The sequence below is a fragment of the Paenirhodobacter sp. genome (genome assembly GCF_050177655.1).
In the GTDB taxonomy this organism is placed as follows: domain Bacteria; phylum Pseudomonadota; class Alphaproteobacteria; order Rhodobacterales; family Rhodobacteraceae; genus Rhodobacter.
The window spans coordinates 1-26,586 of sequence record NZ_JBFXGV010000023.1 but is presented as its reverse complement, the minus strand read 5'-3'; the positions used below and the strand labels follow the sequence as shown (position 1 = coordinate 26,586).

At 69.9% G+C, this 26,586-nt stretch carries 25 protein-coding genes; 16 read left to right on the top strand and 9 right to left on the bottom strand.

Annotated features, from left to right (window positions below):
* Nucleotides 1-106 precede the first annotated feature (106 nt).
* Entirely contained in the window at nt 107-1,030 is a 924-nt protein-coding gene (locus AB7U46_RS09975) for a cation diffusion facilitator family transporter (protein ID WP_428336818.1), read from the top strand.
* 1 nt (nt 1,031) lies between these two features.
* On the opposite strand, the gene AB7U46_RS09970 is transcribed toward AB7U46_RS09975, so the two are convergent.
* Together AB7U46_RS09970 and AB7U46_RS09965 are read right to left on the bottom strand one after the other, a co-directional pair.
* Nucleotides 1,032-1,835, bottom strand: a complete 804-nt coding sequence (locus AB7U46_RS09970; protein ID WP_428336817.1) for a glycosyl transferase — start codon at nt 1,833-1,835, stop codon at nt 1,032-1,034.
* 56 nt (nt 1,836-1,891) lie between these two features.
* Complete coding sequence (locus AB7U46_RS09965; protein WP_428336816.1) at nt 1,892-2,491, bottom strand: DUF1285 domain-containing protein; 600 nt, start codon at nt 2,489-2,491, stop codon at nt 1,892-1,894.
* Nucleotides 2,492-2,561: 70 nt separating this feature from the next.
* Between AB7U46_RS09965 and AB7U46_RS09960 the strand changes: the two genes are divergently transcribed.
* From AB7U46_RS09960 to AB7U46_RS09945, 4 genes are read left to right on the top strand one after another with little or no spacing between them, the layout of a single operon-like run.
* Nucleotides 2,562-3,575: an AAA family ATPase gene (locus AB7U46_RS09960; RefSeq protein WP_428336815.1), complete on the top strand. Its 1,014-nt coding sequence runs from the start codon at nt 2,562-2,564 to the stop codon at nt 3,573-3,575.
* On the top strand, nt 3,572-4,477 hold the full coding sequence (locus AB7U46_RS09955; protein WP_428336814.1) for a DUF58 domain-containing protein: 906 nt from the start codon (nt 3,572-3,574) through the stop codon (nt 4,475-4,477). Before AB7U46_RS09960 ends, AB7U46_RS09955 begins: the two co-directional genes overlap by 4 nt.
* A complete protein-coding gene (locus tag AB7U46_RS09950; RefSeq protein WP_428336813.1) occupies nt 4,474-7,221 on the top strand; it encodes a DUF4159 domain-containing protein in 2,748 nt (915 codons plus the stop codon). The genes AB7U46_RS09955 and AB7U46_RS09950 overlap by 4 nt, the downstream gene beginning before the upstream one ends.
* Entirely contained in the window at nt 7,218-9,311 is a 2,094-nt protein-coding gene (locus tag AB7U46_RS09945; protein WP_428336812.1) for a hypothetical protein, read from the top strand. Before AB7U46_RS09950 ends, AB7U46_RS09945 begins: the two co-directional genes overlap by 4 nt.
* A 113-nt stretch (nt 9,312-9,424) precedes the next feature.
* Here the strand turns inward: AB7U46_RS09945 and AB7U46_RS09940 are convergent, their stop codons facing one another.
* Entirely contained in the window at nt 9,425-10,126 is a 702-nt protein-coding gene (locus tag AB7U46_RS09940; protein WP_428336811.1) for a DUF599 domain-containing protein, read from the bottom strand.
* Between the two features lie 82 nt (nt 10,127-10,208).
* Here AB7U46_RS09940 and AB7U46_RS09935 point away from each other — a divergent pair, with 82 nt between their 5' ends.
* From AB7U46_RS09935 to AB7U46_RS09915, 5 genes are all read left to right on the top strand, one after another.
* Nucleotides 10,209-11,642, top strand: coding sequence for an FAD-linked oxidase C-terminal domain-containing protein (locus AB7U46_RS09935; protein ID WP_428336810.1), 1,434 nt, complete (start codon nt 10,209-10,211; stop codon nt 11,640-11,642).
* A gap of 59 nt (nt 11,643-11,701) precedes the next feature.
* Complete coding sequence (locus AB7U46_RS09930; protein ID WP_428336809.1) at nt 11,702-12,775, top strand: FAD-binding protein; 1,074 nt, start codon at nt 11,702-11,704, stop codon at nt 12,773-12,775.
* A complete protein-coding gene (gene glcF / locus AB7U46_RS09925) occupies nt 12,775-14,058 on the top strand; it encodes a glycolate oxidase subunit GlcF (protein ID WP_428336808.1) in 1,284 nt (427 codons plus the stop codon). Before AB7U46_RS09930 ends, glcF begins: the two co-directional genes overlap by 1 nt.
* A gap of 49 nt (nt 14,059-14,107) precedes the next feature.
* Nucleotides 14,108-14,893, top strand: a complete 786-nt coding sequence (locus tag AB7U46_RS09920) for a trypsin-like serine peptidase (protein WP_428336807.1) — start codon at nt 14,108-14,110, stop codon at nt 14,891-14,893.
* A gap of 149 nt (nt 14,894-15,042) precedes the next feature.
* Nucleotides 15,043-15,525, top strand: coding sequence for an Hsp20 family protein (locus AB7U46_RS09915; RefSeq protein ID WP_428336806.1), 483 nt, complete (start codon nt 15,043-15,045; stop codon nt 15,523-15,525).
* Nucleotides 15,526-15,646: 121 nt separating this feature from the next.
* Here AB7U46_RS09915 and modC read toward each other — a convergent pair whose 3' ends face one another.
* The 4 genes from modC to AB7U46_RS09895 all read right to left on the bottom strand — a co-directional run bounded on the left by modC (nt 15,647) and on the right by AB7U46_RS09895 (nt 18,625).
* Entirely contained in the window at nt 15,647-16,735 is a 1,089-nt protein-coding gene (gene modC, locus AB7U46_RS09910) for a molybdenum ABC transporter ATP-binding protein (RefSeq protein WP_428336805.1), read from the bottom strand.
* Nucleotides 16,728-17,423, bottom strand: a complete 696-nt coding sequence (gene modB / locus AB7U46_RS09905) for a molybdate ABC transporter permease subunit (RefSeq protein ID WP_428336804.1) — start codon at nt 17,421-17,423, stop codon at nt 16,728-16,730. Before modB ends, modC begins: the two co-directional genes overlap by 8 nt.
* An 18-nt stretch (nt 17,424-17,441) precedes the next feature.
* The gene (gene modA, locus AB7U46_RS09900) at nt 17,442-18,200 is read right to left on the bottom strand and encodes a molybdate ABC transporter substrate-binding protein (protein ID WP_428336803.1); all 759 of its coding nucleotides are present in this window, start codon (nt 18,198-18,200) and stop codon (nt 17,442-17,444) included.
* 65 nt (nt 18,201-18,265) lie between these two features.
* On the bottom strand, nt 18,266-18,625 hold the full coding sequence (locus AB7U46_RS09895) for a winged helix-turn-helix domain-containing protein (protein ID WP_428336802.1): 360 nt from the start codon (nt 18,623-18,625) through the stop codon (nt 18,266-18,268).
* 109 nt (nt 18,626-18,734) lie between these two features.
* Between AB7U46_RS09895 and AB7U46_RS09890 the strand changes: the two genes are divergently transcribed.
* From AB7U46_RS09890 to AB7U46_RS09875, 4 genes are all read left to right on the top strand, one after another.
* Complete coding sequence (locus AB7U46_RS09890) at nt 18,735-19,763, top strand: glycosyltransferase family 4 protein (protein ID WP_428336801.1); 1,029 nt, start codon at nt 18,735-18,737, stop codon at nt 19,761-19,763.
* Nucleotides 19,760-20,377 (top strand): glycosyltransferase family 29 protein, encoded by a 618-nt coding sequence (locus AB7U46_RS09885; protein WP_428336800.1) that lies wholly within the window; start codon nt 19,760-19,762, stop codon nt 20,375-20,377. The genes AB7U46_RS09890 and AB7U46_RS09885 overlap by 4 nt, the downstream gene beginning before the upstream one ends.
* Before the next feature lie 69 nt (nt 20,378-20,446).
* Nucleotides 20,447-21,469 (top strand): aspartate-semialdehyde dehydrogenase, encoded by a 1,023-nt coding sequence (locus AB7U46_RS09880; RefSeq protein WP_428336799.1) that lies wholly within the window; start codon nt 20,447-20,449, stop codon nt 21,467-21,469.
* 223 nt (nt 21,470-21,692) lie between these two features.
* Entirely contained in the window at nt 21,693-23,303 is a 1,611-nt protein-coding gene (locus tag AB7U46_RS09875; RefSeq protein ID WP_428336798.1) for a mucoidy inhibitor MuiA family protein, read from the top strand.
* Between the two features lie 228 nt (nt 23,304-23,531).
* On the opposite strand, the gene AB7U46_RS09870 is transcribed toward AB7U46_RS09875, so the two are convergent.
* Together AB7U46_RS09870 and AB7U46_RS09865 are read right to left on the bottom strand one after the other, a co-directional pair.
* Entirely contained in the window at nt 23,532-23,966 is a 435-nt protein-coding gene (locus tag AB7U46_RS09870; RefSeq protein ID WP_428336797.1) for a ribbon-helix-helix protein, CopG family, read from the bottom strand.
* A 54-nt stretch (nt 23,967-24,020) separates the two neighbouring features.
* Nucleotides 24,021-24,671 (bottom strand): carbonic anhydrase, encoded by a 651-nt coding sequence (locus AB7U46_RS09865; protein WP_428336796.1) that lies wholly within the window; start codon nt 24,669-24,671, stop codon nt 24,021-24,023.
* A 158-nt stretch (nt 24,672-24,829) separates the two neighbouring features.
* On the opposite strand from AB7U46_RS09865, the gene AB7U46_RS09860 reads away from it, so the two are divergent.
* Nucleotides 24,830-25,210: a hypothetical protein gene (locus tag AB7U46_RS09860; protein ID WP_428336795.1), complete on the top strand. Its 381-nt coding sequence runs from the start codon at nt 24,830-24,832 to the stop codon at nt 25,208-25,210.
* Between the two features lie 110 nt (nt 25,211-25,320).
* Nucleotides 25,321-26,586: leucyl aminopeptidase family protein (locus AB7U46_RS09855; RefSeq protein ID WP_428336794.1), on the top strand; the 1,266-nt coding region annotated here is incomplete at its 3' end.

The window sequence follows — 26,586 nt, the reverse complement described above, 5'->3', positions numbered from 1 at the left end:
TTGTCACTTTGGAAACGGATTTCCGCCTTTCCAAAGTGCCGAAATATCCCGGGGGTGAGGCCGCAGGCCGAGGGGGCAGCGCCCCCCGCGACGAGAGGAAGAGGCGATGCCGCACGATCACGGTCCGGGCCACCACGGCCACCACCATCATCCTGCGCCGGCGAGCGATACCGCCGTGCTCTGGGCGGTGGTCATCAATGTCGTGCTCACCTTCGCACAGGTCGCGGGCGGGGTGGTTGCCGGCTCGGTCGCGCTGATCGCGGACGGGGTGCACAATTTCTCCGACGCGGCGGCGCTGGTGCTGGCCTTTGGCGCGCGCCGGCTGGCGCGCCGCGGCCCCACTGCGATGATGAGTTTCGGCTGGGAACGCGCCGAGGTGATCGCCGCGCTCGTCAATTACACCGCGCTCATCCTCGTCGCGCTCTGGCTGATGGGCGAGGCGGCGGGGCGGCTTTTCGCGCCGCCCGAGGTGAAGGGCGGCATCGTGATCTGGCTTGCGACGCTGGCGCTGGTGATCGACCTCGGCACCGCGGCGCTGACCTGGCGGCTCTCGAAGGAAAGCGTGAACATCCGCGCGGCCTTCCTGCACAATCTCGCCGATGCCGGCGCCTCGGTTGCGGTGATCGCGGGGGGCGTGATGATCGCGCTCTGGGATCTGCGCTGGGTCGATCCGGTGCTGACGATCGCGATCTCGGTCTTCATCCTGTGGCATGTGGTGCAGGATCTCGGCCCGGTGCTGCGGATCCTGATGATGGGCACCCCGGCCGAGCGCGACGGCGCCGATCTGGCGGAACATCTGGGCGAGATCGCGGGGGTCGAGGAGGTGCATCACCTCCACATCTGGGCGCTCGACGAAAAGCGCGACGCGCTCGAGGCGCATCTGGTGCTCTCCGAGGGCGCCGATTTCGCGGCGGTGATCGCCCAGGCGAAGGCGATGCTCGCCGAGGAGTTCGATCTCACCCATGTCACGCTCGAACCCGAGACGCGGGCGCGCGGCTGTGCCGACCGGGCGACGGGCGGCTGCGCCTGAGCTATTCGCGCCAGGCCTCGGCGACCCAGGCCGAGGGCCTGGTGTAATGGCGCAGGTAGCGCCAGATGCTCTCCTTGGGCGTGCGCGCGTCGATGCCGCGCAGGTGCTCGGCGAGCGACCAGCCCTCGCGACCCACCCAGCCGCCCCTGATCGCGACCTCCGGATGCACCCCGCCGGGAAAGATCACCACGCGCGTGTCGCGCGGCAGGCGCGGTGCGATGAACAGGTTCAGTGGAAATGTCGGCAGGCACTGATAGCGGAAATGGCGCACCCAGCCGCGCGGGAAAAGGGTGATCCCGCCCGGCGCGTTGCGCGTCACGAAACGCTGTTCAAAGACGTATTCCGCGGCGATGGCCGCCGGGTTTTCGCAGAATTTCTCCTGCAGGGGCAGAAGCTTGCCTACCGGGAAGCGGAAGCAGGAGGTCTGCCCCAGCCGCTCGAAGGGTTTCGCCGGATTGCGCGAGAGCACGACCCCGTCGGGATCGCCATAGGTGAAGAGATCATCAAGCGAGCCGGTGATGACGAGATCGAGGTCGAGGAACAGCACATTGCCGCTGAGCGACCCGAGCTTCGGCCCCCAGAGCCGCGCCTTCGGCCAGATGCCCTTCTTCGTCTTCGGGATCTCGACCGGGATCTCGGGGAGCGGCTCGGTCAGAACCTCGGGGCGGATCCCGGCGGTGTTGTCGGTGAAACAGGTGAAGGTGAAGGGCGGCGTGATGTTGCGCGCCACCATCGCGTAAAGCCGGTTGATGAAGCGCGGGCCGTATTTCGTGCCCCAGTTGATGCAAATTACTTGTTTGACCATGTGCGTCTCCGTCTGGTGGCTTTATAACCGCCAGCCGAGGCGGCGTCGAGGCGAACTCACGTGGCAAGCTCCGCCATCGGGATGATCGGAAAGAACGCCCCCCGCGAGGTGAGGCCGAGCCAGTCCTCCCCCTCGAAGGGGGCGGGGGTGGCGATGTCCACGAGCCGGTAGAAGGTCTTGCGGTCAATGAGCGCCTCGAGCCCGCGGCGGATGTGGATATAGGGCGAGGGCTCGCCATCCGCGGCGCGGGTGACGCGGATCGGGTTTTCGGGCCCGGCGGTGACCTCGTCGCCGACATTCGTCGTGAAGCTGAGCACCTGATCCGCGCCCGCGCCCGAGACCTCGCAATCGACGGCGACGAAGGGGGCGTCGACGACCCGGATGCCCACTTTCTCGACCGGGGTGACGAGGAAATATTTCCCGTCCTCCAGCTTCAGGATCGAGGCGAAAAGCTTCACCAGCGGCGCCCGCCCGATCGGCGTGCCGAGGTAGAACCACGTCCCGTCGCGGCGGATCTCCATGTCGATATCGCCGCAAAAGGGCGGGTTCCACAGATGCACCGGCGGCGGCCCCTTCTTCGTGGCGCGGGTCGCCGCGGCGGCGATGCCCGCGGCATCGGGTTTCACGCTCTTTTGTGGATCGGTTGTCTCTGTCATCGGCTCTTTGCGGTTGGGTCGGGGGCGGTTATCTGTTTCTCTGAGCATAGAGTGCAAGGGAGCCCCTGTCATGACCGAGACCGAAGACCTGATCGGCGAGATCGAAACCCTGGGGCAGAAGCTTGGCGCGGCGCGCGCCTCGATCAACCGCCGCTTCATCGGGCAGGAGCGGGTGGTCGAGCTGGTGCTCGCCGCGATGCTCTCGGGCGGGCATGCGTTGCTTGTGGGCCTCCCGGGGCTGGGCAAGACGATGCTCGTCGACACGCTCGCCACGGTGATGGGGCTGAACCCGGGGCGGATCCAGTTCACCCCCGACCTGATGCCCGCCGATATTCTGGGCTCCGAAGTGCTGGAAACCGCGGCTGATGGCACGCGGGCGTTCCGCTTCCTCGAGGGGCCGGTGTTCTGCCAGCTGCTGATGGCGGATGAGATCAACCGCGCCAGCCCCCGCACGCAATCCGCGCTGTTGCAGGCGATGCAGGAGCGGGAGGTGACGGTCGCCGGCGTGCATCGCCCGCTGGGCCCGCCCTTCCATGTGCTTGCCACGCAGAACCCGATCGAGCAGGAGGGCACCTATCCGCTGCCCGAGGCGCAGCTCGACCGCTTCCTCGTGCAGGTCGATGTCGAATATCCGACCCGCGCGACCGAGCGCGACATTCTTCTGGCGACGACGGGCGCCACCGAGGCGGAGGCAATCCGCGTTTTCTCGCCCGAGGAACTGATCGCGGCGCAGGCGCTGGTGCGGCGGATGCCGGTCGGCGAAAGCGTGGTCGAGGCGATCCTCGATCTGGTGCGCGCCTGCCGCCCGGGCGAACCCGAGGCGCGCGCGATCGCGCGCGAGGCGCTGGCCTGGGGGCCGGGGCCGCGTGCGGCGCAGGCGCTGATGCTCACCGTGCGGGCGCGCGCGCTGCTCAACGGCCGACTGGCGCCTTCGGTCGAGGATGTCGCGGCGCTGGCGCGTCCGGTGCTCACCCACCGCATGGCGCTCAACTTCGCCGCCCGCGCCCGTGGCGAGACGCTTTCCGAGGTGATCGCGCGGGTGCTGGCCGAGGTGCTCGGCGATCAGGCCGAGGCCGCTGCGTGAGCCTTTCGCCCCAGGACAACGCCGCCCTGTCCCTGCGCCGTCAGGCGGAGGAAGGCGCCGCGCTGCCTGCGCTGCTCATTGCGGCGGAGCATCTGGCCGCGACGGTGCAGATGGGCGGGCATGGCCGGCGCCGCGCAGGTCCGGGCGAGGAATTCTGGCAATACCGCCCGGCGCATTCGGGTGACGCGGCGCGCTTCGTCGACTGGCGCCGCTCGGCCCGGTCGGATGCGCAATTCGTGCGCGACCGCGAATGGCAGCTGGCGCAATCGCTGCATCTCTGGGTCGATGACGCCGCCTCGATGCGGTTTTCCGGCGCGCCCTCGGGGCGCCATGCCCGCCCGACGAAGGCCGGGCGCGCGCAGGTTCTGGCGCTGGCGCTTGCGGTGCTCGCGATCCGCGCTGGCGAACGGGTGGGGCTCACCGGCCCGCTCGCCCCGCCGCGGCCCGGGCGCGCGCAGCTTGTCACGCTGGCCTCGGTGCTGGCCTCCGACGCGGGCGCCACGGATTACGGCGCGCCCGAGGTGACCGGCATCGCGGCGCAGGCGCGGGCGGTGTTTCTTTCGGATTTCTTCGGCGATCTCGGCGCGATCGAACGGGCGCTCGGCGCGCTTGCCGATCGCGGGGTGAGCGGGGTGATGGTGCAGGTGCTCGACCCGGCGGAGGAGGATTTCCCCTTCGACGGGCGCACGATCTTCGAATCGATGGCGGGCGGGCTGCGGCACGAGACGCGTGAGGCGGGCGATCTGCGCGCGCGCTACGTCGCGCGGCTGGCCGAGCGACGCGCGCGGCTCGCCGATCTCGCGCTCAAGGCCGGCTGGCAGTTTTCCACCCATCACACCGGCGCGCCGGCGCAGGCGGCGCTCCTTTGGTTGCATGGCGCGCTCGAAAGGGGCGCGCGATGAGCGTCTTCGGCCCGCTCGGCTTCACCGCGCCCTGGCTTCTGCTGGGGCTCGTGGCGCTGCCGCTGCTCTGGTGGCTCCTGCGTGCGACGCCCCCCGCGCCGATCCGCCGCCGCTTCCCGGGGGTGGCGCTGCTCATCGGCCTGCCCGACGAGACGCAGCAGGCCGAGCGCACGCCCTGGTGGCTGCTGGCGCTGCGCCTTCTGGCGCTTGCGGCCGCGATCGTGGGTTTCGCCGGCCCGGTGCTGAACCCGACGCCGGTCGCGCCGGGGCAGGGGCCGCTTCTGATCGTCGAGGATGGCGGCTGGCCCTCCGCCCGCGACTGGCCGCGCCGGATCGAGCGGATCTCCCGCGCGCTGACCGGGGCGGCGGCCGCCGGGCGCCCCGCCGCGATCGTCTCGCTCTCCGATCCGCCGCCCGCGCCGCCCGTCTTCGCCAATGCCGCCGAGCTTGAAAGCCAGCTTCCGGGCCTTGCGCCCAAACCTTGGGAGCCGGCCGCCGATCTCGACCCCGCGAAGATCCTGCCGCCGGGCAATTTCGACACGCTCTGGCTTTCGGACGGGCTCGACCGCGCCGCGCGCAAGCCGGTGCTCGACGCCCTCCGCGCCCGCGGCGCGCTGCGCGTCTGGCAGCCCGCGGCGCCGGCGCTGGCGCTTGGTCCGGCGCAGGTCGAGGGCACGAAGGTGCGCGTGCCGCTTTACCTCGCCGCGCCGGTGAGTGCGCAATATGAGATCGCCGCGATCGGGCCGGACCCGGCGGGGATCGAGCGGGAACTTGCGCGCGAGACGGTGAAGCTCACCAATACCGCGGCGGGGGAGGCGGTCTTCGATCTGCCGCCCGAGCTGCGCAACCGGGTGAGCCGGTTCGAGGTGGCGGGCATTCGTTCGGCCGGGGCGGTGAGCCTGACCGACGATGCGGTGAAGCGGCGCAAGGTGGCGCTGATTTCGTCGTCGGCCGCGCGCGAGGGGCTCGAGCTGCTCGCGCCGACGCATTACCTGCGCGAGGCGCTGGCGCCGACGGCCGACCTGATCGACGGCACGCTCGCCGATGCGCTGCAGGCGAACCCCGATGTCATCATCCTCGCCGATCTGGGCGAGGCGCCCGAGGCCGATGCGCTCGCCGACTGGGTGGAAAAGGGCGGCATGCTGATCCGCTTCGCCGGGCCGCGGCTGGCGGCCGCCGAGACCGCGGGCGATCCGCTCCTGCCGGTGCGGCTGCGTCAGGGCGGGCGTTCGGTCGGCGGCACGATGAGCTGGGGCGAGCCGCGCCGGCTTGCGCCCTTCCCGGACGGCTCGCCTTTCGCCGGGCTCACCGTGCCCGACGACGTGACGGTGACCGAGCAGGTGATGGCCGAACCCGGGCCGGAGTTGGCCTCCCACACCATCGCCGCACTTGCCGACGGCACGCCGCTGGTGACGCGGGCGGAGTTCGGCGAGGGGGCGATCGTGCTTTTCCACGTCACGGCAAATGCCGAATGGTCGACGCTGCCGCTTTCGGGCCTTTTCCCGCAGATGCTCGAACGGCTTGCAGTTTCCACACGCCCCGCGGCGCCGAAGGCCGAGGATCTCGCGGGCCAGACCTGGGTGCCGAAGAAACTTCTCGACGGGTTCGGGCGGCTCGACACGGCCGAGGGCGCCGCCGGCGTGCCGGGCGCGGCACTCGCCGACGATCCGCCGGGCCCCGCGCTGCCCCCCGGGCTTTATGCCGCCGAGGAGCGCAGCGTCGCGCTCAATGCGCTGGCCCGCGGGCGGGCGCTGGGCATGACGGTCTGGCCGCTCGACGTGCCGGTCGAGGGGGTGGAGGCGCCGCGGCAAATGCCGCTCAAGGGGCTGCTTTTGGCGCTGGCACTTGGCGCGCTGATGCTCGACATTCTCGCTTCGCTTGCCGTCTCGGGGCGGTTGCGCGGGCCGCGTGCCACGGCTGCGCTGATCGCGGTGCTGGCGCTTGGCCTCGCCGTGCCGCAGGCCCGCGCGCAGGAGGCCGACACGATGCCGATCGACCGCGCGATCGAGGCCGCCTCGAACGTCGTGCTCGCCTATGTGCCGAGTGGTGATGTCGCCGTAGATCGCGTCTCGATGGCGGGGTTGCGGGGGCTGAGCCAGGTGCTCACCCGCCGCACCACGGTCGAGCCCTCGGACCCGATGGAACTGAACCTTGAGACCGACGATCTCGCACTGTTCACGCTGATCTATTGGCCGGTCGTCGCGAATGAGGCCGCGCCGAGCCCGGCGGTCTATGCCAAGCTCAACCGCTATCTGCGCGGCGGCGGGATGATCCTGTTCGACACGCGCGACGCCGATCTTGCCGGCATGGGCACGGCGACGGAGGCCGGGCGGCGGCTGCAGGCGATCGCCGCGCCGCTCGACATTCCGCCGCTCGAACCGATCCCGGCCGATCACGTGCTGACCCGCGCCTTTTACCTCTTGCAGAATTTTCCCGGCCGCTACGATGGCCCGATCTGGGTCGAGGCGGCGCCGGAAAACGCCGAGCAGGCCGAGGGCATGCCGTTTCGCAACCTCAACGACGGGGTGACGCCGGTGGTGATCGGCGGCAACGATTGGGCGGCCGCCTGGGCGGTGGATGACGTCGGCCAGCCGATGTTTCCGCTCGGCCGTGGCTCGGCGGGGGAGCGGCAGCGCGAGATCGCCTGGCGGTTTGGCGTGAACCTCGTGATGCATGTGCTGACCGGCAATTACAAATCCGACCAGGTCCATGTGCCGGCGCTTCTGGAAAGGCTCGGGCAATGAGCGGGCTGTCGATGATCTTCGCGCCGCTTCTGCCCTGGCCGGTGATCGGTGCGGGGGCGGCGCTGGCGGTGTTGCTGCTGGCGCTCGCGCTCTGGCGCGGGCTGCGCGGCTGGGCGCTGCGCGCGCTGGCGCTCGCGCTGCTTTTCGCCGCCATCGCGCAGCCCTCCTTCCAGCGCGAGGAAAAGACGCCGCTTTCGGATATCGTGCTGCTGCTCGACGATCGTTCCGCCTCGCAGACGCTGGCCGATCGCGCGGATCAGACTGATCGCGCGGTGGAAAAGCTCGCCGCCGAGGTGCTGGCCCGGCCCAATACCGAGCTGCGCCGGATCACCGTCCGCGACGGCGCGAAAAACGCGGGCACCGAGATCGGCGCGGCGCTGGCCGAGGCCTTGGCCGCCGAGCCGCGCGCCCGCGTCGCCGGCGCGATCGTGGTGAGCGACGGGCAGGCGCATGATGCGCAACTCGCGCCCGATCTGCCCGCGCCCTTGCAGCTTGTCCTGACCGGCCACGCGAAGGACTGGGACCGGCGTCTGGTGATCGAGACGGCGCCCGCCTTCGGCATCATCGGCGAGGAAACCGCGATCCGGCTGCGCGTCGAGGATCAGGGCCGGGTGCCCGCCGCCGCCGGCAAGTCGGCCGATCTGACGATCGCGATCGACGGGGCGGAGCCGCAACATTACCAGGTCGAGGTCGGGCGCGATCTGGAACTGCCGCTGAAGCTCGAACATGGCGGCCAGAACGTCGTGCAATTCGCGATCGCGCCGGTTGCGGGGGAGCTCACCGACCGCAACAATGGCGCGGTGGTGCAGATCAACGGCGTGCGCGACCGGCTGCGGGTGCTGCTGGTTTCGGGCCAGCCGCACGCGGGCGAGCGCACCTGGCGCAACCTCTTGAAATCCGACGCGGGCGTCGATCTCGTGCATTTCACCATCCTGCGCCCGCCGGAGAAACAGGACGGCGTGCCGGTCTCGGAACTCTCGCTGATCGCCTTCCCGACGCAGGAGCTCTTCATCGACAAGATCGACCAGTTCGATCTGATCATCTTCGACCGCTACGGCGAGCGCGGGATCCTGCCGCCGCGCTACTTCAGCAATATCCGCGACTATGTCGAGCGCGGGGGCGCGGTGCTGGTCTCGGCGGGGCCGGAGTTTGCCACGGTGGAAAGCCTCTGGCAGACGCCCTTGGGCGACATCCTGCCCGCGCGTCCGACCGGGCGGGTGATCTCCGAGGCCTATCTGCCGCGCCCGACCGAGTTGGGCCTGCGCCATCCGGTGACCGCGGGGCTCGAGGGCGCGCCACCGCCCGAGGGTGACCCGGGCAAGGCCCATTGGGGCCGCTGGCTGCGCCAGATCGAGCTGAGCGGGGCGCAGGGCGAGGTGGTGATGAAGGGGGCGGAGGACGAGCCGCTGCTGATTTTGAACCGCGCAGGCAAGGGGCGCGTGGCGCTCCTCGCCTCGGATCATGCCTGGCTTTGGGATCGCGGTTACGAGGGCGGCGGGCCGCAGCTCGAACTGCTGCGCCGGATCGCGCATTGGGCGATGAAGGAGCCCGATCTCGAGGAGGAGGCGCTGCAGGCCGAGGTCGATCCCGGCTCGCTCGCGCTCACCATCACCCGGCGCACGATGGCGGACAAGGCGCCGCCGGTCACCATTACTCTGCCCGATGGCACCACGCAGGAGCTGCCGCTCACCGCGGCCGGGCCGGGGCGTTTCGCCGTGACCTGGGTCGCGCCGGAGGCCGGGCTCTACCGGCTGAAGGACGGCGATCTCGAGCGGGTCGTGGCGCTTGGCCCGGCGAGCCCGCGCGAGTTCGAGGAGACGATCGCCTCCGACGTGCCGCTTTCCGCCGCGATCGCGGCTTCGGGCGGCGGCGTGAGCCGGATCGAGGAGGGCATTCCGGCGATCCGCGCGGTGCGGTCCGGCCGGCCCTCGGTCGGGCGCGGCTGGATCGGTATCACCCCGCGCGCGGCTTCGGCCACCAGCGACATCCGGGTGACGCCGGTGCTGCCAGCCTGGGCCTGGCTGGTGATGGCCGCGCTTTTGACGCTCGCGGCCTGGATGGTCGAGGGGCGCGGGCGGCGGCGCGCCTGAACCGGCCGGGGGCGCTGCCCCCGGACCCCCGAGGTATTTTGGGCAAGATGAAAGGGGGCCTTCTTCTTGGCCGAAATACTCCGGGGGAGTCCGAAGGACGGGGGCAGCGCCCCCTATTGCGGCGGGTTCTCGAGCAGCGCGCGGCGCGCACTCGAGGCGAACTCGCGCCGCCAGAGCATGCCGGTGGTGAACAGCACTGCCGCGATCAGGGCGAGCGGCCCGAGCAGCCAGGCGAGCGCGCAGAGCGCGAAATAGACCGCCCGCAGCCCGCGATTGAAGCTTTTCGCCGCATTCACGTTCAGCCGCGCCGCCTGCTCCGCGCGGGGGTAGGCGAGCGGGTCACTCTCGTCGTTCGGCACCGCCGCCATCGCGATCGCGGCATAGCTGAAGAGCCGGTGTGACCAGACGAATTTCAAAAACGCATTGGCGCCGAACAGCACCGCGGTCAGGATCCGCACCTGCCAAAGCAGCCGCGGCGCATCGCCGAGCGCGAAATCGGAGGCGAGCGCGGTGACCTGTTCGGGCTTGCCGATCAGCGCGAGCCCGCCGCCCACCGCGACCAGCGCGGTTGAGGCGAAGAAGGTGGTCGATTGCCTCAGCCCGTCGATCATCGCGCTATCGAAGATCCGCGGCTTGCGGGTGACGAATTCGCGCATCCAGGCGCGGCGATAGCCCTCCATCAGCTTGCCGACCGAGGGGCGATGGGCGGGCGGGTTCTCGGTGATCCAGCCGATCCAGAGCCAGGCGCCCAGCAGGAGCGCGGCGGCGACAAGATCGAGCAGGCCGAGCGGGCCGATGTGAAGTGAGGTCATCATCGGCGCAGGCTAGCGCGCGGAAGGATTCCTTGCCAGATGGCAAAACTGGTTATATTTTTTGACCAGCCTGGAGGAGGGTCTCATGGAAATGCCGATTCCCAGCCCGCGCGTTCTGGGCGCGAAGGCCGAGATCGTGGCGCGTCTGCGTGCGGCGCTGCCGCGCGACGCGGTGATCGACGATCCGGCCGAGACCCGCGCCTATGAATGCGACGCGCTGTCCGCCTATCGCTGCCTGCCGCTCGCCGTGGTGCTGCCGCGCACCACCGCCGAGGTCGCGGCGGCGCTGAAGATCTGTTCCGAGATGGGCGTGCCGGTGGTGCCGCGGGGGGCGGGGACGTCTCTGGCCGGTGGCTCGATGCCTTCGGCCGATGCGGTGGTCATTGGCCTCGCGCGGATGAACCGGATGCTCGAGGTCGATTACGAGAACCGCTTCGTCCGGGTCGAGGCGGGGCGGACGAACCTTTCCGTCACCGGCGCGATCGAGGGCGACGGCTGGTTCTACGCCCCCGATCCGTCGAGCCAGCTCGCCTGCGCGATCGCGGGCAATATCGCGATGAATTCGGGCGGCGCGCATTGCCTGAAATACGGGGTGACGACGAACAACCTGCTGGGTGTCACGCTCGTCACGACGGCGGGCGAGGTGGTCGAGATCGGCGGGCCGTTCTGCGATGCGGGCGGGCTCGATCTGCTGGGCGTGATCTGCGGCTCGGAGGGGCAGCTCGGCATCGTGACCGAGGCCTGCCTGCGCATCCTGCCAAAGCCCGAGGGCGCGCGCCCGGTGCTGATCGGGTTTTCCGCAAACGAGATCGCCGGCGCCTGCGTCGCCGACATTATCCGCGCGGGGATCCTGCCGGTCGCGATCGAATTCATGGACCGCCCCTGCATCGAGGCGACCGAGGCCTTCTGCCACGCCGGTTACCCCGATTGCGAGGCGCTGCTCATCGTCGAATGCGAGGGCAGCGCCGCGGAAATCGCCGAGCAGCTTGGCCTGATCCGCGAGATCGCCGCGCGCCATCAGCCGGTCGAGTTCCGCGAGGCGGGCTCGGCCGAGGAGGCGGCGCGGATCTGGCTGGGCCGCAAATCGGCCTTTGGCGCGATGGGGCAGAAGGGCGATTACATGTGCCTCGACGGCACGATCCCGGTTTCGAGCCTGCCGGTGGTGCTGCGCCGCATCGCGATCCTGAGCCGCGAATTCGGGCTCGAGGTCGGCAATGTGTTCCACGCGGGCGACGGCAACATGCACCCGCTCATCATCTACAACGCCAACGAGCCCGGGCAGCAGGAGCTCTGCGAGCGGCTTGGCGCCGAGATCCTGAAGCTGTGCGTCGAGGCGGGGGGGTGTCTGACCGGGGAGCATGGCGTCGGCATCGAGAAGCGCGATCTGATGGAGGTGCAGTTCTCCCGCGCCGATCTGGAGGCGCAGATGCGGGTGAAGGATGTCTTCGATCCGGGCTGGCTGCTCAATGCGGCGAAGGTGTTTCCGCTGGGCGTGAGTGCCGGGCGGCGCGCGGGTTGAAAGCGCCGGGGCGCTGCCCCGGACCCCGAGGTATTTCGGGCAAGATGAAAGCAGGGCGCATGAGGGTTGTGAGTGAGAGCGAGCTGGCGGAGGCGGTGCGGGATGCGCAAGGGCCGCTGCGGATCCTTGGCGGGGGAACGCGGGCGCCGTCGCGGGTGGGTGGCACGCCGCTCGAGGTCGCGATTTCGGGGATTTCACTTTACGAGCCGGGGGCGCTTACGCTGATCGCCGGGGCGGGCACGCCGCTTGCCGAGATCGCGGCGGCGGTGGCGGAGCACGGCCAGCGGCTGCCCTTCGAGCCGGCGGACTGGGGGGCGCTTCTGGGGCGTGACGGCAGGAGCACGATCGGCGGCGTGGTCGCCGCGAATGTCTCCGGCCCGCGGCGGGTGCAGGCGGGGGCCTGTCGCGACAGCCTGATCGGGGTGCGCTTTGTCGATGGCGCCGGCACTGTCGTCAAGAATGGCGGGCGGGTGATGAAGAACGTCACCGGCTATGACCTCGTGAAGCTGATGGCGGGGAGTTGGGGGCAGCTCGGCGTGCTGAGCGAGGTGGCGTTCAAACTGCTGCCGGTGGCGCCGGTGCAGGCCACGCTGGTGATGGATCTGGCCGTGCCGGAGGCGGTGGCGGCGCTGAGCGCGGCGCTGGGCGCGCCCTGGGATGTGAGCGGGGCGGGCTGGCTGCCGGGCGTGGGGGCGATCCTCCGCGTCGAGGGGCTGGCCGAGTCGGTCGACTATCGCGTGGGGCGGCTGGCCGAGTTGCTTGCGCGGTTCGCGCCACGGGTGGAGCGGGAGGGCTCGGCCGCGCTTTGGGCGGATCTGGCCGCGGTGCGGCCGTTCCATGGGCGGGCCGGGGATCTCTGGCGGTTCTCGGTGAAGCCCTCCGAGGCGCCCGCGATCGCGGCGCGGCTTGGCGGCGAGGTGGTGCTTGATTGGGGCGGGGGGCTGATCTGGGCGCTTGTCCCCGAGGGCACCGATGTGCGGGCGCAGGCCGCGCCCTATACCGGCCATGCGACCTGCCTGCGCGGGGATTTTGCGGCCTTCGATCCGGAGCCCGCGCCGGTGGCGCGGCTCAGCGCCGGGCTGCGCGCGCGGTTCGACCCGAAGGGGCTTTTCAATCCGGGGATCCGTGCCTGATGCAGACGAATTTCACCGCCGAACAGCTGGCCGACCCGGAAATCGCGCGCGCGAACAAGATCCTGCGCGCCTGCGTGCATTGCGGGTTTTGCACCGCGACCTGCCCCTCCTATCAGGTGCTGGGTGACGAGCTCGACAGCCCGCGGGGGCGGATCTACCTCATCAAGGAGATGCTCGAGAGCGGGCGGCCGGCGGATGCGAAGACGGCGCGGCACATCGACCGCTGCCTTGGCTGTCTTGCCTGCATGACGACCTGCCCCTCGGGCGTCGATTACATGCATCTGATCGACCAGGCGCGGGGGCATGTCGAGCGGACCTATCGGCGGCCGCTGACGGATCGGATGCTGCGCTGGGTGCTGGCGAAGATCGTGCCGCATCCGGGGCGGTTCCGGCTGGCGATGCTTGGGGCGCGGCTGGCGAAACCCTTCGCGCGGCTGGTGCCCGATGCGCGGCTGCGCGCGATGCTGGCGATGGCGCCGGCGCGGTTGCCGCCGGTCTCGCCCAATGACCGGGCGCAGGTGTTTCCCGCGCAGGGCGCGCGGAAATACCGTGTCGCGCTGCAGATCGGCTGCGCGCAGCGGGCGCTCAACACCGACATCAACGACGCGACGATCCGGCTGTTGCGGCGGCTTGGCTGCGAGGTGGTGGTGCCGAAAAATCTCGGCTGTTGCGGCGCGCTGAGCCATCACATGGGGCGCGCCGGCGAAAGCCATGCGCAGGCCGCGCGCAACATCCGCGCCTATCTGGCGGCGGGCGATCTCGATGCGATCGTCATCAACACCTCGGGCTGCGGCACGACGGTGAAGGATTACGGCGCGATCTTCGCGGGCGATCCGCTGGCGGAAGACGCGGCGAAGGTTGCCGCGCTCGCCACCGATGTGACCGAATTCCTCGCGCGCATCGGCGTGCCCGCGCAGGCGCCGCAGGGGCTGCGCGTCGCCTATCACGCGGCCTGTTCGCTGCAGCACGGCCAGAAGGTGAAGAGCGCGCCGAAAGACCTTCTGAAGACGGTCGGCTTCGAGGTGGTCGAGCCCGCGGACAGCCATCTTTGTTGTGGCTCGGCGGGCACTTACAATCTGCTCCAGCCCGAGATTTCCGAGGAGCTGAAGCGGCGCAAGGTCGCGACGCTCGAGGCGAAAGCGCCCGATCTGATCGCGGCGGGCAATATCGGCTGCATGGTGCAGATCGGCTCGGGCACGGGGGTGCCGGTCGTGCATACGGTCGAGCTGATCGACTGGGCGACGGGCGGACCGAAACCGGCGAGCCTGTCGAATTTGCCTTAATCTCGCCCGATCGCCGGGCTAAACCTCGGCAAAGCCCCGAGGAGACCCGATGCGCCGCCTTGCCCCGATTCTGACCGCTCTGCTGACTGCGCTCGGCGCGGCCCCCGCGGGCGCCTTCGAAAGCGGGCTGCAGCTGCTTTCGACCGGCACCGACAGCCGCGGCTGGGAGGCGGTCGGGCGGCTCGACCTTGGCCATGGCAGCTTTTGCACCGGCACGCTGATTTCCGACGATCTCGTGCTCACCGCGGCGCATTGCCTTTACGACCGGATCACCGGGCAGATGATCGAGGCCGGTCAGATCGAGTTCCGCGCCGGCTGGCGCAATGGCCGCGCGGTGGCCTATCGCGGTGCACGCCGCGCGATCACCGCGCCGAATTACAGCTATCAGGGGCCGGAGCGTTTCGACCGCGTCGCCTCCGATCTGGCGCTCGTTCAGCTCGATGCGCCGATCCGGCTGCCGCAGGTGAAACCCTTCGAGATCGACAGCGGCCCGGGGGAGGGCGATCAGGTCGGCGTCGTCTCCTATGCGCATGACCGCTCCGAGGCGCCGGCGCTGCAGTCGATGTGCGCCGTGCTCAAGCGCGAGGCGGGGGTGGTGCTGATGAATTGCACCGCCGATTTCGGCGCCTCCGGCTCGCCGATCTTCGCGATGCGGGGCGGGGTGCCGCGGATCGTCTCGGTCGTCTCGGCGAAGGCGGAGCTGCGCGGCGCGCCGGTCTCGCTTGGCGTACTCGTCGACGGGGTGAAGGATCTGCGCGCCGAGATCGAGGCGCCGCCCACCGGCGACGCGCTGCACGAAACCCGCGCGGGCGGGGCGAAATTCGTGCGCCCCTGATTTTGCCGCCTGCGGGCGCGCAGGGGTCTTGAAACGCCCCGGGGGCTTTCCCAGATTCCTCTCATCCGGGGCGCCATGACGGGCCCCGGGGTAACCGCCCGGCCCCGGAGGGGAGGGCATCGAGACATCGCTCAAGAGAGGATGAACCCATGCGCAGCTTTGATTTTTCGCCGCTTTATCGTGCCACCGTCGGCTTTGACCGCGTCGCCGACCTGATGGACCGGGTGCTCGCCGCCGATGTGGCGCAGCCGACCTACCCGCCTTACAACATCGAAAAGACCGATGAGAACGCCTATCGCATCTCGATCGCCGTCGCGGGCTTCGCCCCCGAGGAGCTGAACGTCGAGCTGCGCGAGGGCGCGCTGATCGTGGCCGGCCGCAAGACCGACGAGGCCGAGGCCAGGACCTATCTGCACCGCGGCATCGCCACCCGCGCCTTCGAGCGCCGCTTTGCGCTGGCCGATCACATGAAGGTCACGGGCGCGAGCAATGCCGATGGCATGCTGCATATCGACCTCGTGCGCGAGGTGCCCGAGGCGCTGAAACCGCGCCGGATCGAGATTGCCGGCACGAATACCGTCGAGGCGAAGCGCGTCGATGCGGTCGAGGCGGCGGAGCCCGTCGCGAACTGACGGCTGACGTTTAACGGCCCGGCTCCGTCCCGGGCCGGCCCGCAAGGGCCACGGCGCGCGGGGATTCCCTCCCCCGCGCGCCTTGTTTTTATTGGGAATTACGCGCCGCCAAGGTCGTGTTTCACGCGCCGCCGAGGTCGTCGCGGCTGACCGCGACCGTCTTCAGGATCGCATGCGCCGCGACCCCGGGCGCAAGGCCGAGCGCCGCGACCGAGCGTTGCGTGAGCCGCGCGAGCAGCGCCTCCTCCCCCAGTTTCAGCTGCACGAAGGCGCGCCCGTTTGGCTCGTTCTCGATCCGGGTGACGGTGCCCTGCAGGATGTTGAGCGCCGAAAGCCCCTCGGGGCGGGTGCGGCTCAGGATCACGTCGGAGGCGTGGATGCGCAGGCGCAGCGCCGCGCCGGGGCCGCCGGGCGCCTCGCTCACCCAGACCGGGCCGGCGCCGGTCTCGAGGCGGATGAGCCCGTCGGGGGCGATCTCGGCGATGCGCGCGGCGAGGATCGTGCCGGCTTCACCGCCGCCGAGAAGCGGGGCAAGCGCCGGGTCGGCGAGGATCTCGGAGGCGGGGCCGGCGGCGCGGAGCCTGCCGCCCTCGATCAGCACGAGGGTCTGGGCGAGGCGGGCGACCTCGGCGATCGCGTGGGAGACGTAAAGCACCGGCAGGCCGGCGTCGCGCAGCCCCTCGAGGAAGGGCAGGATCTCCTCGCGCCGGGCGGCGTCGAGCGCGGCGAGGGGTTCGTCCATCAGCAGGAGCCGCGGTTTCGCGAGCAGCGCGCGCCCGATCGAGACGCGCGCCTTTTCCCCGCCGGAGAGCGCGCCGGGGCGGCGGGTGAGCAGCGCGCCGATGCCGAGCATCTCGACCACGCGGTCGAAGGAGGGGCCCTCGGCCCCTTTCGGCGCAAAATGAGCGCCGTAAAGCAGGTTGGTGCGCACGCTCAGATGCGGGAAAAGCCGTGGTTCCTGAAAGACATAGCCGACGCGGCGGCGGCGCGGCGGCAGGTTCACCCCGGCGGCGGTGTCGAGGAGCAGCGTGCCGCGCGCGGTGACGCGGCCCTGTTGCGGCACCGTCAGCCCGGCGACGGCGTTGACGATCGTCGTCTTGCCGGCGCCCGAGGGGCCGAAGAGCGCGGTGACGCCCGAGGGCGCCTCGAAGGCGACGTTCAGGGCGAAGCCGCCGAAATCCTGGGTGAGGGCGACTTCGAGCTCAGCCATCGCGGCCCCCGATGCGAGCAGCGACGCGGCGCGCGATGAGCTCGGAGGCGAGCACGGCGCCCATCGCGACGACGACCGAGACGAGGGCGAGACGCGCGGCGGAGCTCTCGCCACCCGGCACCTGGAGGAAGGCATAGATCGCGGAGGGCAGCGTCTGGGTCTGGCCGGGGATGTTCGAGACGAAGGTGATCGTCGCGCCGAATTCGCCCATCGCCTTGGCGAAGGCGAGGATGCCGCCGGCGATCACCCCGGGCAGGATGAGCGGCAGGGTGACGGTGGCGAAGATCGCAAGCCGCGAGGCGCCGAGCGTGGCGGCGGCCTCCTCGAGTTTCGGATCGACCGCCTCGATCGCGAGGCGGATCGCGCGCACCATCAAGGGAAAGCCCATCACCGCGGCGGCAAGTGCCGCGCCCGTCCAGCGGAAGGCGAAGGTGAAGCCGAAGAGATCGTAGAGCAGCCCGCCCACCGGCCCCTTCCGCCCGAAGGAGAGGAGCAGCATGTAGCCGGTGACGACGGGCGGCAGGATCAGCGGCAGATGCACGAGCGCATTGACGAGCCAGAGCCCGGGCAGGCGTGCGCGCGCGAGCAGCAGCGCCACCGCTACCCCGAAAGGCAGCGAGGCCGCCACGGCGACCGTGGCGACCTTGAGCGAAAGCAGAAGCGCTGTCAGCTCTTCCGGGCCGAGCATGTCATGTGCCCGTTTGTGTCATTTGATGGTGAACCCCTGCGCGTCGAAGATCCCCACAGCCTTAGCGGAACCGAGATAATCGAGGAAGGCCTTCGCCTCCTCGGTCGCGGGCCCGTCCTTCAGGAGCGCCACCGGATAGGTGATCGGCGGGTGGCTCTCCTCGGGGAAGGTCGCGACGACATGGACCTTCGGCTCCGCCGCGGCATCGGTCGCGTAGACGACGCCATAGGGCGCCTCGCCGGTCGCGACGAGGGCGAGCGCGGCGCGCACATTGTCGGCCTGCGCGACATGGGGTTCGATCTCGGCCCAGAGGCCGAGGCTCTCGAAGGCGGCCTTGCCATATTGCCCGGCCGGCACCGACTCGACGAGCGCCATCGCGAGGTGATCTTCGCCAAGCGTCGCGGGCAGATCGGCAAGGGCCACGTCGCCCGCGTCATGACCGACGAGCACGAGCGCATTGCCGAGCAGATCGCGCCGCGTGTCGGGCACCAGCGCGCCGCCTTTTTCGACCTCGTCCATCCATTTCTCGTTCGCCGAGATGAAGATGTCGGCGGGCGCGCCGGCGAGGATCTGCTTCGCCAGCGCCGAGGAGCCGGCATAGGAGATCACCGGCGCGGCATGGCCCTCGGCCGCCCAGTCGGCGGCGATCTCGTCGAGCGCGGTCTTCATCGAGGCGGCGGCGAAGACGACCGGATCGGCGGCGCGCGCCTCGGTCGTGGCACCGAGCAGGAGCAGGCCCAGCGTGACCAGCGGGGCGGCAAAGCGGGTGGGACGCATCTCTCTCTCCCTGAATGCGTTATGTTCCGTCGAACATAAGCAATCGGGTGCGCGCCGGGCAAGCCTTATTTCCGCTCGGCTATATCGCTGCGGATCCGCGCGCCGATCGCGGCGATCTCGCCCGCGCCCTCCTCGGCAAGCCGCGCCATCAGCCGGCGATACTCGGCGAGCACCGCCGCGCCGGCCTCGGTCAGATGCGCGCCGCCGCCATGGGCACCGCCGCGCGCGCTTGTCACCAGCGGCTCGGTGAAACCCGCGTTCATCTCCTCGACGAGGCTCCAGGCGCGCTTGTAGCTCATCCCCATGCGCCGCCCCGCGGCCGAGATCGAGCCCTCCGCCGCGATCGCCTCGAGCAGGTCGGCCTTGCCTGGGCCGAAAACGAGCTTGCCGAAGTAAAGCCGCAGCGTCGCGCGTGTCAGATCCATCGCCCCCTCCGTTTTGCCTAAGTGTCGCGCGCGAAGAGGTGAGGTGCAAGCCGGCGGATGGCCGCGCTTCGCCCGCGACAGCACCGGAACGATGCGCTAGAAGGCGGGCATGCAGAACGCCGAGATCGAAGTCATCGCCCCGAACCTGAAACGCCGCCTGTCGGGCGTGACCGCGACCGTGGTGCGGCTCGTGCCGATCCAGGCGCGGAGCATCGGCATCGTCGCGACCGGCCCCGGCCTGCCGCCCGAGGTGCCGCATGTGGCGCTGGCGAAATTGCCGTTCCTGCCGCGCCGGCGCCGGGTCTGGCATGCGCGGCGCAACACCGAGATGATGCTCGGCCTGATCCTGCGGCGCTTTTTCTTCATGGATCTGAAGTTCGTCTTCACCTCGGCGAGCCAGCGCCGCCACACCGGCTACACGAAATGGCTGATCTCGAAGATGGACGAGGTGGTGGCGACATCTTCGCGGACGGCGGCCTATCTGGAGCGGCCGGCGCATGTGATCCTGCACGGGATCGACACGACGGGTTTTACCCCGCCCGAGGATCGCGCCGCGTTACGTGCGCGGCTGGGCCTGCCCGAAGGGGTGCTCGTCGGCTGTTACGGACGGATCCGCGCGCAGAAGGGCACGGATGCCTTCGTCGACGCGATGATCCGGCTTCTGCCCGCGCGGCCCGGGGTGAGTGCCCTCGTGATGGGGCGCGCGACCGAGGGGCAGGGCGAGTTTCTCGCGAGGCTGAAGGCGAAGGTGGCGCGCGCGGGGCTCGAGGGGCGGATCCTGTTTCCGCCCGAGGTCACCGTCGACCGGATGGCCGACTGGTATCGCGTGCTCGACCTTTACGTCGCGCCGCAGCGCTGGGAGGGGTTCGGGCTGACGCCGCTCGAGGCGATGGCCTGCGGCGTGCCGGTGGTGGCGACGCGCGTCGGTGCCTTCGAGGAGATCGTGACGCCGCAAACCGGGGCGCTGGTCGATCCGGGCGACATTCCGGCGCTGGCCGCGGCCTGCGAACCTTTCCTCGACGATGACGCGATGCGCACGGCGGCGGGGGCGGCGGCCCGCGCCCATGTGCTCGCGAATTTCCGCATCGAGAACGAGGCGGCGGCGCTCGTCGCGCTTTACCGCAAGCTCCTCGCATGACCCGGTTCGAATTTCTCCTCGCCCGCACGCTGCGCCGCGAGGCGCCGCTCGCCGCGCTCTCGATCCCGCAGGCGGAGCTGCTTGCGGCGCTGGGCGGGCGTTCGGTCGCGCTTGTCGGCAATGCGCGCGCGCTGGCCGAAAGCCGCCACGGCGCGGCGATCGACGGCCATGATCTTGTCGTGCGGATCAACCGCGCGCCGATGCCCGCGCCCGAAAGCCACGGCAGCCGCACCGACTGGCTCGCGCTCGCCACCGCGCTCGATGCGGCCGATCGCGCGCGGCTTGCGCCGGGGCGCTTCCTCTGGATGAGCCCGAAGCGCAAGCGGCTCGATTACGCCACCGCGACGAGCCCGGGGTTCTACCTCCACCCGCTTCCCGATTACGCGGCGCTTGCCGCCGGTTTCGGCGCGCCGCCGACCACCGGGGCGATGCTGATCGACCTTTTCGCGCGATCGGGTCTTTCGCGGCTCACGCTTTATGGGTTCGACTTCTTCGCCTCGCTCTCGCTTTCGGGGCGGCGCACGGCGGAACAGGTGCCGCATGACTTCTCCGCCGAGGCGGAGTTCGTCACCGGTCTGATCGCGCGGGATTCGCGCATCACCCGCGCGATTTGATCGGGAATCCCTTTGCAAATCGTGCAGTTTCCGATATGGGCTGCCTGCTTTTGAGCAAGGAGGTCCCTGATGGGCTACAAGGTCGTCGTCGCGGGCGCCACGGGCAACGTGGGTCGCGAAATGCTGAACATTCTTGCGGAACGCGAGTTCCCTGCCGATGAGGTTATCGCTCTGGCTTCGCGCCGGAGCATTGGCACTGAGGTCAGCTATGGCGACAAGACCCTGAAAACCAAGGACATCGAGGGCTTCGATTTCACCGGCTACGATATCGCGCTCTTCGCGATCGGCTCCGATGCGACGAAGAAATACGCGCCGATCGCGGCCTCGCAGGGCTGCGTCGTGATCGACAACTCCTCGCTCTACCGTTACGACCCGCAGATCCCGCTGGTGGTGCCGGAAGTGAACCCGGAAGCGGTCGAGAACTACAAAAACAAGATGATCATCGCGAACCCGAACTGCTCGACCGCGCAGATGGTCGTCGCGCTCAAGCCGCTGCACGACCGCGCGCGGATCAAGCGCGTCGTCGTCTCGACCTATCAGTCGGTCTCGGGCGCGGGCAAGGAAGGCATGGACGAGCTTTGGGAGCAGACCAAGGCCGTCTACAACCCGACCTCGGAAGTGCCGCCGAAGAAGTTCACCAAGGAGATCGCCTTCAACGTGATCCCGCATATCGACGTCTTCCTCGACGATGGTTCGACCAAGGAAGAATGGAAGATGGTCGCGGAGACGAAGAAGATCGTCGATCCGAAGATCAAGGTGACCGCGACCTGCGTGCGCGTGCCGGTTTTCGTCGGCCATTCCGAGGCGATCAACATCGAGTTCGAGGAATTCCTCGACGAGGACGAGGCGCGCGACATCCTGCGCGAGGCGCCCGGTGTCATGGTCGTCGACAAGCGCGAGCCCGGTGGCTACATCACGCCGAAGGAATGCGTGGGCGATTACGCGACCTTCATCTCGCGCATCCGCCAGGACAGCACCATCGAGAACGGCATCAACCTGTGGTGCGTGTCCGACAACCTGCGCAAGGGCGCGGCGCTGAACGCGGTGCAGATCGCGGAAACGCTGGGCAATCGGTGTCTTAAGAAGGGGTGAGCCGCGGTCCCGGCGCAACGCGTCGGGATTGAACGCTCCAGTGGAGCGTTCAAAGCGGCGAACGCCCGGAGCGCAAGCGAAGGGCCGGGTGCCTTGGGCGAACGCCCGAGCACCAGCGAAACTCCGCTCCCCTGACCTGAACGTGAGGGCGCCGTGACCCGGCGCCCTCTTGCTTTTGCGGCCCTTCCCGGCGACCCTGATCCGGTCAAACCGGGAGGGTTTCATGGTTCGCATTTCGACGATCGCATTTCTCAGTCTTGCCTGCGCGCCCGCCGCGCTGTTCGCCGCGCCGGCCGAGCTTGGCGCGAAGATTTCCGCCGTCACGCTGTTCCCCTGGGGGGCGCAGGTGCAGCGCGCGGTCACCGTGCCGGCGGGCACTTCGGGCGAGGTGCTGATCCCGAACCTGCCCGCGGGCACCGATATCGCGGCGCTGCGCGTCGCGGGCGAGGGGCTCGAGATCGGCGCGGTGCGGCTGATCGACGGGCGCGATCCGGCGCTGGGCAAGGAGGCCGATCCGGCGATCGCGGCGGCGCGTGCGGAGGTCGAGCGGCTCACCGCGGCGCTCGCCGAAAAGCAGGACGGGGTCGCCGCGATCCGCGCCAAGGCCGCCGCGGCGGAGGCGCGCATCGCCTTCCTGCGCGGGCTCGACACGCAGAACGTGGCGCCCGACCAGATCGCAAAACTGGCCGCCACGGTGGGCGAGGGGGTGCTCGCCGCCGATCAGGCGCGGATCGCCGCGGAGGCGGAGGCGCGCGCCGCCGATCTCGCGCTGAAACCCGATCGCGAGGCGCTGGAGCGGGCGCAAAAGGCGCTCGCCGCGCTCGAACATCCCGAGACGGTGGGGGAGACGCTGAGCGTCATGGTTTCCGGCCCCGGCACGGTCACGGTGACGACCTATGTCGACGACGCCGGCTGGGCGCCGAGCTACGATCTGCGGCTGGCGAGTGACGGCGACAGCCTTGGCATCGACCGTTACGTTTCGGTGCATCAGGCGACGGGGGAGGACTGGTCGGGCGTCGATCTGACGCTCTCGACCGCGCGGCCCTCGGAGCGCAGCGAGCCCTCCGCGCTTTGGCCCGACCTGCGCCGGATCGGCCCGCCCGCGCCGCCGGTGGTGATGATGGCGGCGCCGAAACGGGCGATGGCGGCGGGCGAGGATCTGATCGAGCCGGCGATCGAGGCGGCGCCGGTGATCGCCGGGATGGACATGCAGATGCAGGGCGAGACGGTGACCTATCACTACCCCGCGGCGGTCGATATCCGCGACGGGGTGGAGGATCTGCGGCTCAAGCTCGACCATCTCGACCGCAAGGTGACGCAGCTGGCCGAGGCGGTGCCGATGGGGGACGAGACCGCCTATCGCGTGGTCGAGGGGCGCAACGACGGGGCCGAGCCGCTGCTGCCGGGGCCGGCGGTGCTCTGGCTCGACGGCGCGGTGGTGGGCGGTGCCGATCTGCCGCTGGTGGCCGCGGGCGACAAGCTGCGGCTTGGCTTCGGCGCGATCGACGGGCTGAAGCTGAAGCGCGTGATCCCGGAGGCGAACGAGGGCGATCGCGGGATCATTTCCAAGTCGAACGAGCGGCGCGAGGTGGCCGAGATCACGGTCGAGAACCTGACCGCGCGCGACTGGCCGCTGCGGGTGATCGACCGCGTGCCCTATTCCGAACAGGAGGATCTGAAGATCTCCTACAAGGCGACACCGGCCGAGACGGAGCGCGATTACGACGACCAGCGGGGCCTTTTGATGTGGGCCCTCGATCTTGGCGCCGGCAAGACGCAGGTGATCCGGCTCGAGACCACGCTGAGCTGGCCCGCCGATCAGGTGTTGCAGTAACCGGGCCGGCGGTAGCCCGCCGGCTTTCCACGGCATAGCCGCCGCCCGGCGACAGGCCTGACGCGCCGCAGGATGCGCCCTCGCGCGCAGATCCTCGCGCGCAGAGCCAAAGGACCGCCCGGCCCCCGGAGGCGCGTTCTGCCCTCCGGGCCGGGCGGGGTTTCCGGGCGCCGATTCCCGCGCCGCAAACCCGATCCTGCCGCCGTTCTGGCGGCAGGGCAGGCGCCTTCAGGCGGCCTGCCCGTTGTCGCGCCCCCGCTCCCGCCCGCTGCGGAAGCCGGCCCGGAGCACGAGGGCCCCGGGGAAGGGGGCGCGGTATTGCAAGGTCAGCTCGGTCAGTGAGTGACCGAGATCCTCGGCCCGGACCACGAAGCGGTCCGAGGGCCATTCATGCAGGTTGAGGCCGTCGCCATCGAGGCGCAGCACGAAGCCCGCCTTGCGCAACCGCGCCTGCAGGTCGAGCCAGCCCTGCGCCCGGTCGAAGGCGGTGGCGATCACCTGCATCTCGCCGCGCGGCATCGGCGCGTCGCTGTCGCGCAGCGCGGTGGCAAGCGATTGGCGGATCGTCTCCGCCGGGGTCTGCTCGCTGGCGCGGGCCAGCGCCTCGATCCGGGCGATGAGGTCGATGGGAAGGCGGAGGGTGACGAGTCGATGTTGGGTCATGGGCCAAGACTGGCCCATTAAGCTTAAGGCGAGGTGAATCGTTCTCGCTTCGTTTCAGACCGGCTCGAAATCGCCGCTGTCCGGGTCGTATTGCAGCAGCGCGCCTTCGCCGACGTCCTGCCACAGCCCGTGCAGCGTCATCTCGCCCGCGTCGAGCGCCGCGCGCACGAAGGGGAAGGTCATCAGGTTCTCGAGCGAGATCACCACCGATTCCTTCTCGAGCGCGGTGATCTGATTGGCCTCGGGCAGATCCTTGACCCGCTCGAACCCCGGGCGCAGCATGTTGAGCCAGGTGCCGACGAAGGAGGTTTTCTCTTCGAGTTCAGGGGCATGGCCCGAGCACATCGCGTGGCATCCCTGCACTCCGCCGCAATGGGAATGGCCCATCACGATCAGATGCGAGACCTTGAGCGAGCGCACCGCATATTCGACCGCGGCCGAAGTGCCGTGGTGGTCGCCGTCGGGATTGAAGACGGGCACGAGGTTGGCGATGTTGCGGTGAATGAAGAACTCGCCGGTGTCCGCGCCGAAGATCGAGGTCACATGCACCCGCGAATCACAGCAGGAGATCACCATCGCGCGCGGGCGCTGCCCTTCGCCGGCAAGCTTGCGATACCAGGCGAGGTTTTCCGCATGGGTCGTGGCTTTCCACCCATGGTACCGGGTCACGAGGTAACCGGGCAAAGGCCGAACATGATCTTTCATCATCATCCCCTTCAAATGCTCCGGATTAGATAGGCCGCCGCGCTGCGGAGAGCGAGGGATTTTTCGCGCGGCTCAACCTTTTCTTGAAACTTGCAGCGCAGGTTGACCCTGGCCGCGGGGGCCGGGTGCGGGATGGGCCCGCGGAACGGAGGTGTGGGGTGTCTGAACTGAGGAAGATGCGAATCGAGGAGCCGGTGCGGCTCGATGCGGAGCGGCTTGTCGCGCTTTATGCCGAGCTGGGGCAGGTCGGGGCGGAGCGGGTGATCGCCCTCGCCATGGAGGATATCGCGCTGCATCTGGTCGCGGTGAAACAGGCGGCGCAGGAAACGCGCCGCGAGGTCTTCGACCGCGGGCTGGAGGAGATCATCCTGCTCGCCGGGCAGGTCGGGATGGCCTCGCTGGTGCGGGTGGCGCGCGATCTGAAGATCTGCGCGGAGCGGCGCGACCGGATCTCGCAGGAGGCGGTGCTGGCGCGGCTTTTGCGGATCGGGGACCGCTCGCTCACCGCGGTCTGGGACATCGCCGACATGCGCGGCTGAGGCGGCGGCCGGGACACGGTGGGCAGGCCAGGGATGCTGCGCTGCCGCGAAGGCCTTGCAGGCGCCGCCCGGCGCGCTAGGCTTGCGGGGTGACCAGCCCGGAGATGCCGATGCCTGCCGATATTCTCGCCGACCGCCCCGCGATGCGCTTCGCCGACCCGGGGGCGCCGGCGCTGCCGCTTCATCTGGTCGAGGCGGGTGGCGATCTGCCCGCCGATCTGACGCCGGCGCAACGCGCCTTTGCCGCGGCGCAGGGGTTTTCCGGCGCGCTCGGCACGATCTGCCTTCTGCCGCAGGCGGATGGCACGCTCGCCGCGGCGCTGTTCGGCTATGGCACGGCGGGAAAACGGGCGCGGCAGCGCTTTTCGCTGGCGGCGGCCGCGGCGAAACTGCCGGCGGCCAATTGGCGTCTGGTCTCCGATCTTCCGCCCGAAACCCTTGAGACCGAGGCGCTGGGTTGGCTGCTCGAGGGCTATCGCTTCGACCGCTACGCCGCCAATGCCGCGCCGGGCGCGCGGCTCGTCGCGCCCGAGGGGATAGACGCGGCGCGGATCGCGCTGATGGCGGAGGCGGAGGCGCTCACCCGCGACCTGATCAACACCCCGCCGAACGACATGGGGCCGGATGAGCTCGAGGCCGCGGCCCGCGTTCTCGCCGCACGCCACGGCGCCGCGGTCTCCGTGGTGGCGGGCGCGGATCTGCTCGCCGAGGGGTATCCGATGATCCACGCGGTCGGGCGCGCCTCGCCCCGCGCGCCGCGGCTGATCGAGCTGCGCTGGGGGGCCGAGGGGCCCGATCTCGCGCTCGTCGGCAAGGGGGTCTGCTTCGACACCGGGGGGCTGAACCTGAAGCCCGGCGCCTCGATGGGGCTGATGAAGAAGGACATGGGCGGCGCGGCGACGGTGCTGGGCCTCGCGCATCTGATCATGGGCGCGGGGCTGGCGTTGCGGCTGCGCGTGCTGATCCCGGCGGTCGAGAATTCGGTCGCGGGGGAGGCGTTCCGGCCGCAGGACGTGCTCATTTCGCGCAAGGGGCTTTCGGTCGAGGTCAACAACACCGATGCCGAGGGGCGGCTGGTGCTCGCCGATGCGCTTGCGGCCGCCGACGAGGAATGCCCCGATCTGATCTGCTGCATGGCGACGCTGACGGGCGCTGCGCGGGTCGCGCTCGGCCCCGATCTGCCGCCCTTCTACACCGATGACGACGATCTCGCCGCGGCGCTTGCCACCGGCGACAAACTCGCCGATCCGCTCTGGCGGATGCCGTTCTGGGCGCCCTACGAGGCCTTGATCGAACCGGGTATCGCCGATCTCGACAACGCGCCCTCGGGCGGGATGGCGGGCTCGATCACCGCCGCGCTTTTCCTGCGCCGCTTC

Excerpts from the sequence above, each read along its gene's own strand:
- modA (WP_428336803.1), bottom strand. The coding sequence starts at position 18,200 with ATGCGTCCCACCCGCTTTGCCGCCCCGCTGGTCACGCTGGGCCTGCTC.
- modB (WP_428336804.1), bottom strand. The coding sequence starts at position 17,423 with ATGCTCGGCCCGGAAGAGCTGACAGCGCTTCTGCTTTCGCTCAAGGTC.
- AB7U46_RS09960 (WP_428336815.1), top strand. The coding sequence starts at position 2,562 with ATGACCGAGACCGAAGACCTGATCGGCGAGATCGAAACCCTGGGGCAG.
- AB7U46_RS09945 (WP_428336812.1), top strand. The coding sequence starts at position 7,218 with ATGAGCGGGCTGTCGATGATCTTCGCGCCGCTTCTGCCCTGGCCGGTG.
- AB7U46_RS09950 (WP_428336813.1), top strand. The coding sequence starts at position 4,474 with ATGAGCGTCTTCGGCCCGCTCGGCTTCACCGCGCCCTGGCTTCTGCTG.
- modC (WP_428336805.1), bottom strand. The coding sequence starts at position 16,735 with ATGGCTGAGCTCGAAGTCGCCCTCACCCAGGATTTCGGCGGCTTCGCC.
- AB7U46_RS09880 (WP_428336799.1), top strand. The coding sequence starts at position 20,447 with ATGGGCTACAAGGTCGTCGTCGCGGGCGCCACGGGCAACGTGGGTCGC.
- AB7U46_RS09920 (WP_428336807.1), top strand. The coding sequence starts at position 14,108 with ATGCGCCGCCTTGCCCCGATTCTGACCGCTCTGCTGACTGCGCTCGGC.
- AB7U46_RS09915 (WP_428336806.1), top strand. The coding sequence starts at position 15,043 with ATGCGCAGCTTTGATTTTTCGCCGCTTTATCGTGCCACCGTCGGCTTT.
- AB7U46_RS09890 (WP_428336801.1), top strand. The coding sequence starts at position 18,735 with ATGCAGAACGCCGAGATCGAAGTCATCGCCCCGAACCTGAAACGCCGC.
- AB7U46_RS09895 (WP_428336802.1), bottom strand. The coding sequence starts at position 18,625 with ATGGATCTGACACGCGCGACGCTGCGGCTTTACTTCGGCAAGCTCGTT.
- AB7U46_RS09870 (WP_428336797.1), bottom strand. The coding sequence starts at position 23,966 with ATGACCCAACATCGACTCGTCACCCTCCGCCTTCCCATCGACCTCATC.
- AB7U46_RS09885 (WP_428336800.1), top strand. The coding sequence starts at position 19,760 with ATGACCCGGTTCGAATTTCTCCTCGCCCGCACGCTGCGCCGCGAGGCG.
- AB7U46_RS09865 (WP_428336796.1), bottom strand. The coding sequence starts at position 24,671 with ATGAAAGATCATGTTCGGCCTTTGCCCGGTTACCTCGTGACCCGGTAC.
- AB7U46_RS09930 (WP_428336809.1), top strand. The coding sequence starts at position 11,702 with ATGAGGGTTGTGAGTGAGAGCGAGCTGGCGGAGGCGGTGCGGGATGCG.
- AB7U46_RS09875 (WP_428336798.1), top strand. The coding sequence starts at position 21,693 with ATGGTTCGCATTTCGACGATCGCATTTCTCAGTCTTGCCTGCGCGCCC.
- AB7U46_RS09975 (WP_428336818.1), top strand. The coding sequence starts at position 107 with ATGCCGCACGATCACGGTCCGGGCCACCACGGCCACCACCATCATCCT.
- AB7U46_RS09965 (WP_428336816.1), bottom strand. The coding sequence starts at position 2,491 with ATGACAGAGACAACCGATCCACAAAAGAGCGTGAAACCCGATGCCGCG.
- AB7U46_RS09970 (WP_428336817.1), bottom strand. The coding sequence starts at position 1,835 with ATGGTCAAACAAGTAATTTGCATCAACTGGGGCACGAAATACGGCCCG.
- AB7U46_RS09935 (WP_428336810.1), top strand. The coding sequence starts at position 10,209 with ATGGAAATGCCGATTCCCAGCCCGCGCGTTCTGGGCGCGAAGGCCGAG.
- AB7U46_RS09940 (WP_428336811.1), bottom strand. The coding sequence starts at position 10,126 with ATGATGACCTCACTTCACATCGGCCCGCTCGGCCTGCTCGATCTTGTC.
- glcF (WP_428336808.1), top strand. The coding sequence starts at position 12,775 with ATGCAGACGAATTTCACCGCCGAACAGCTGGCCGACCCGGAAATCGCG.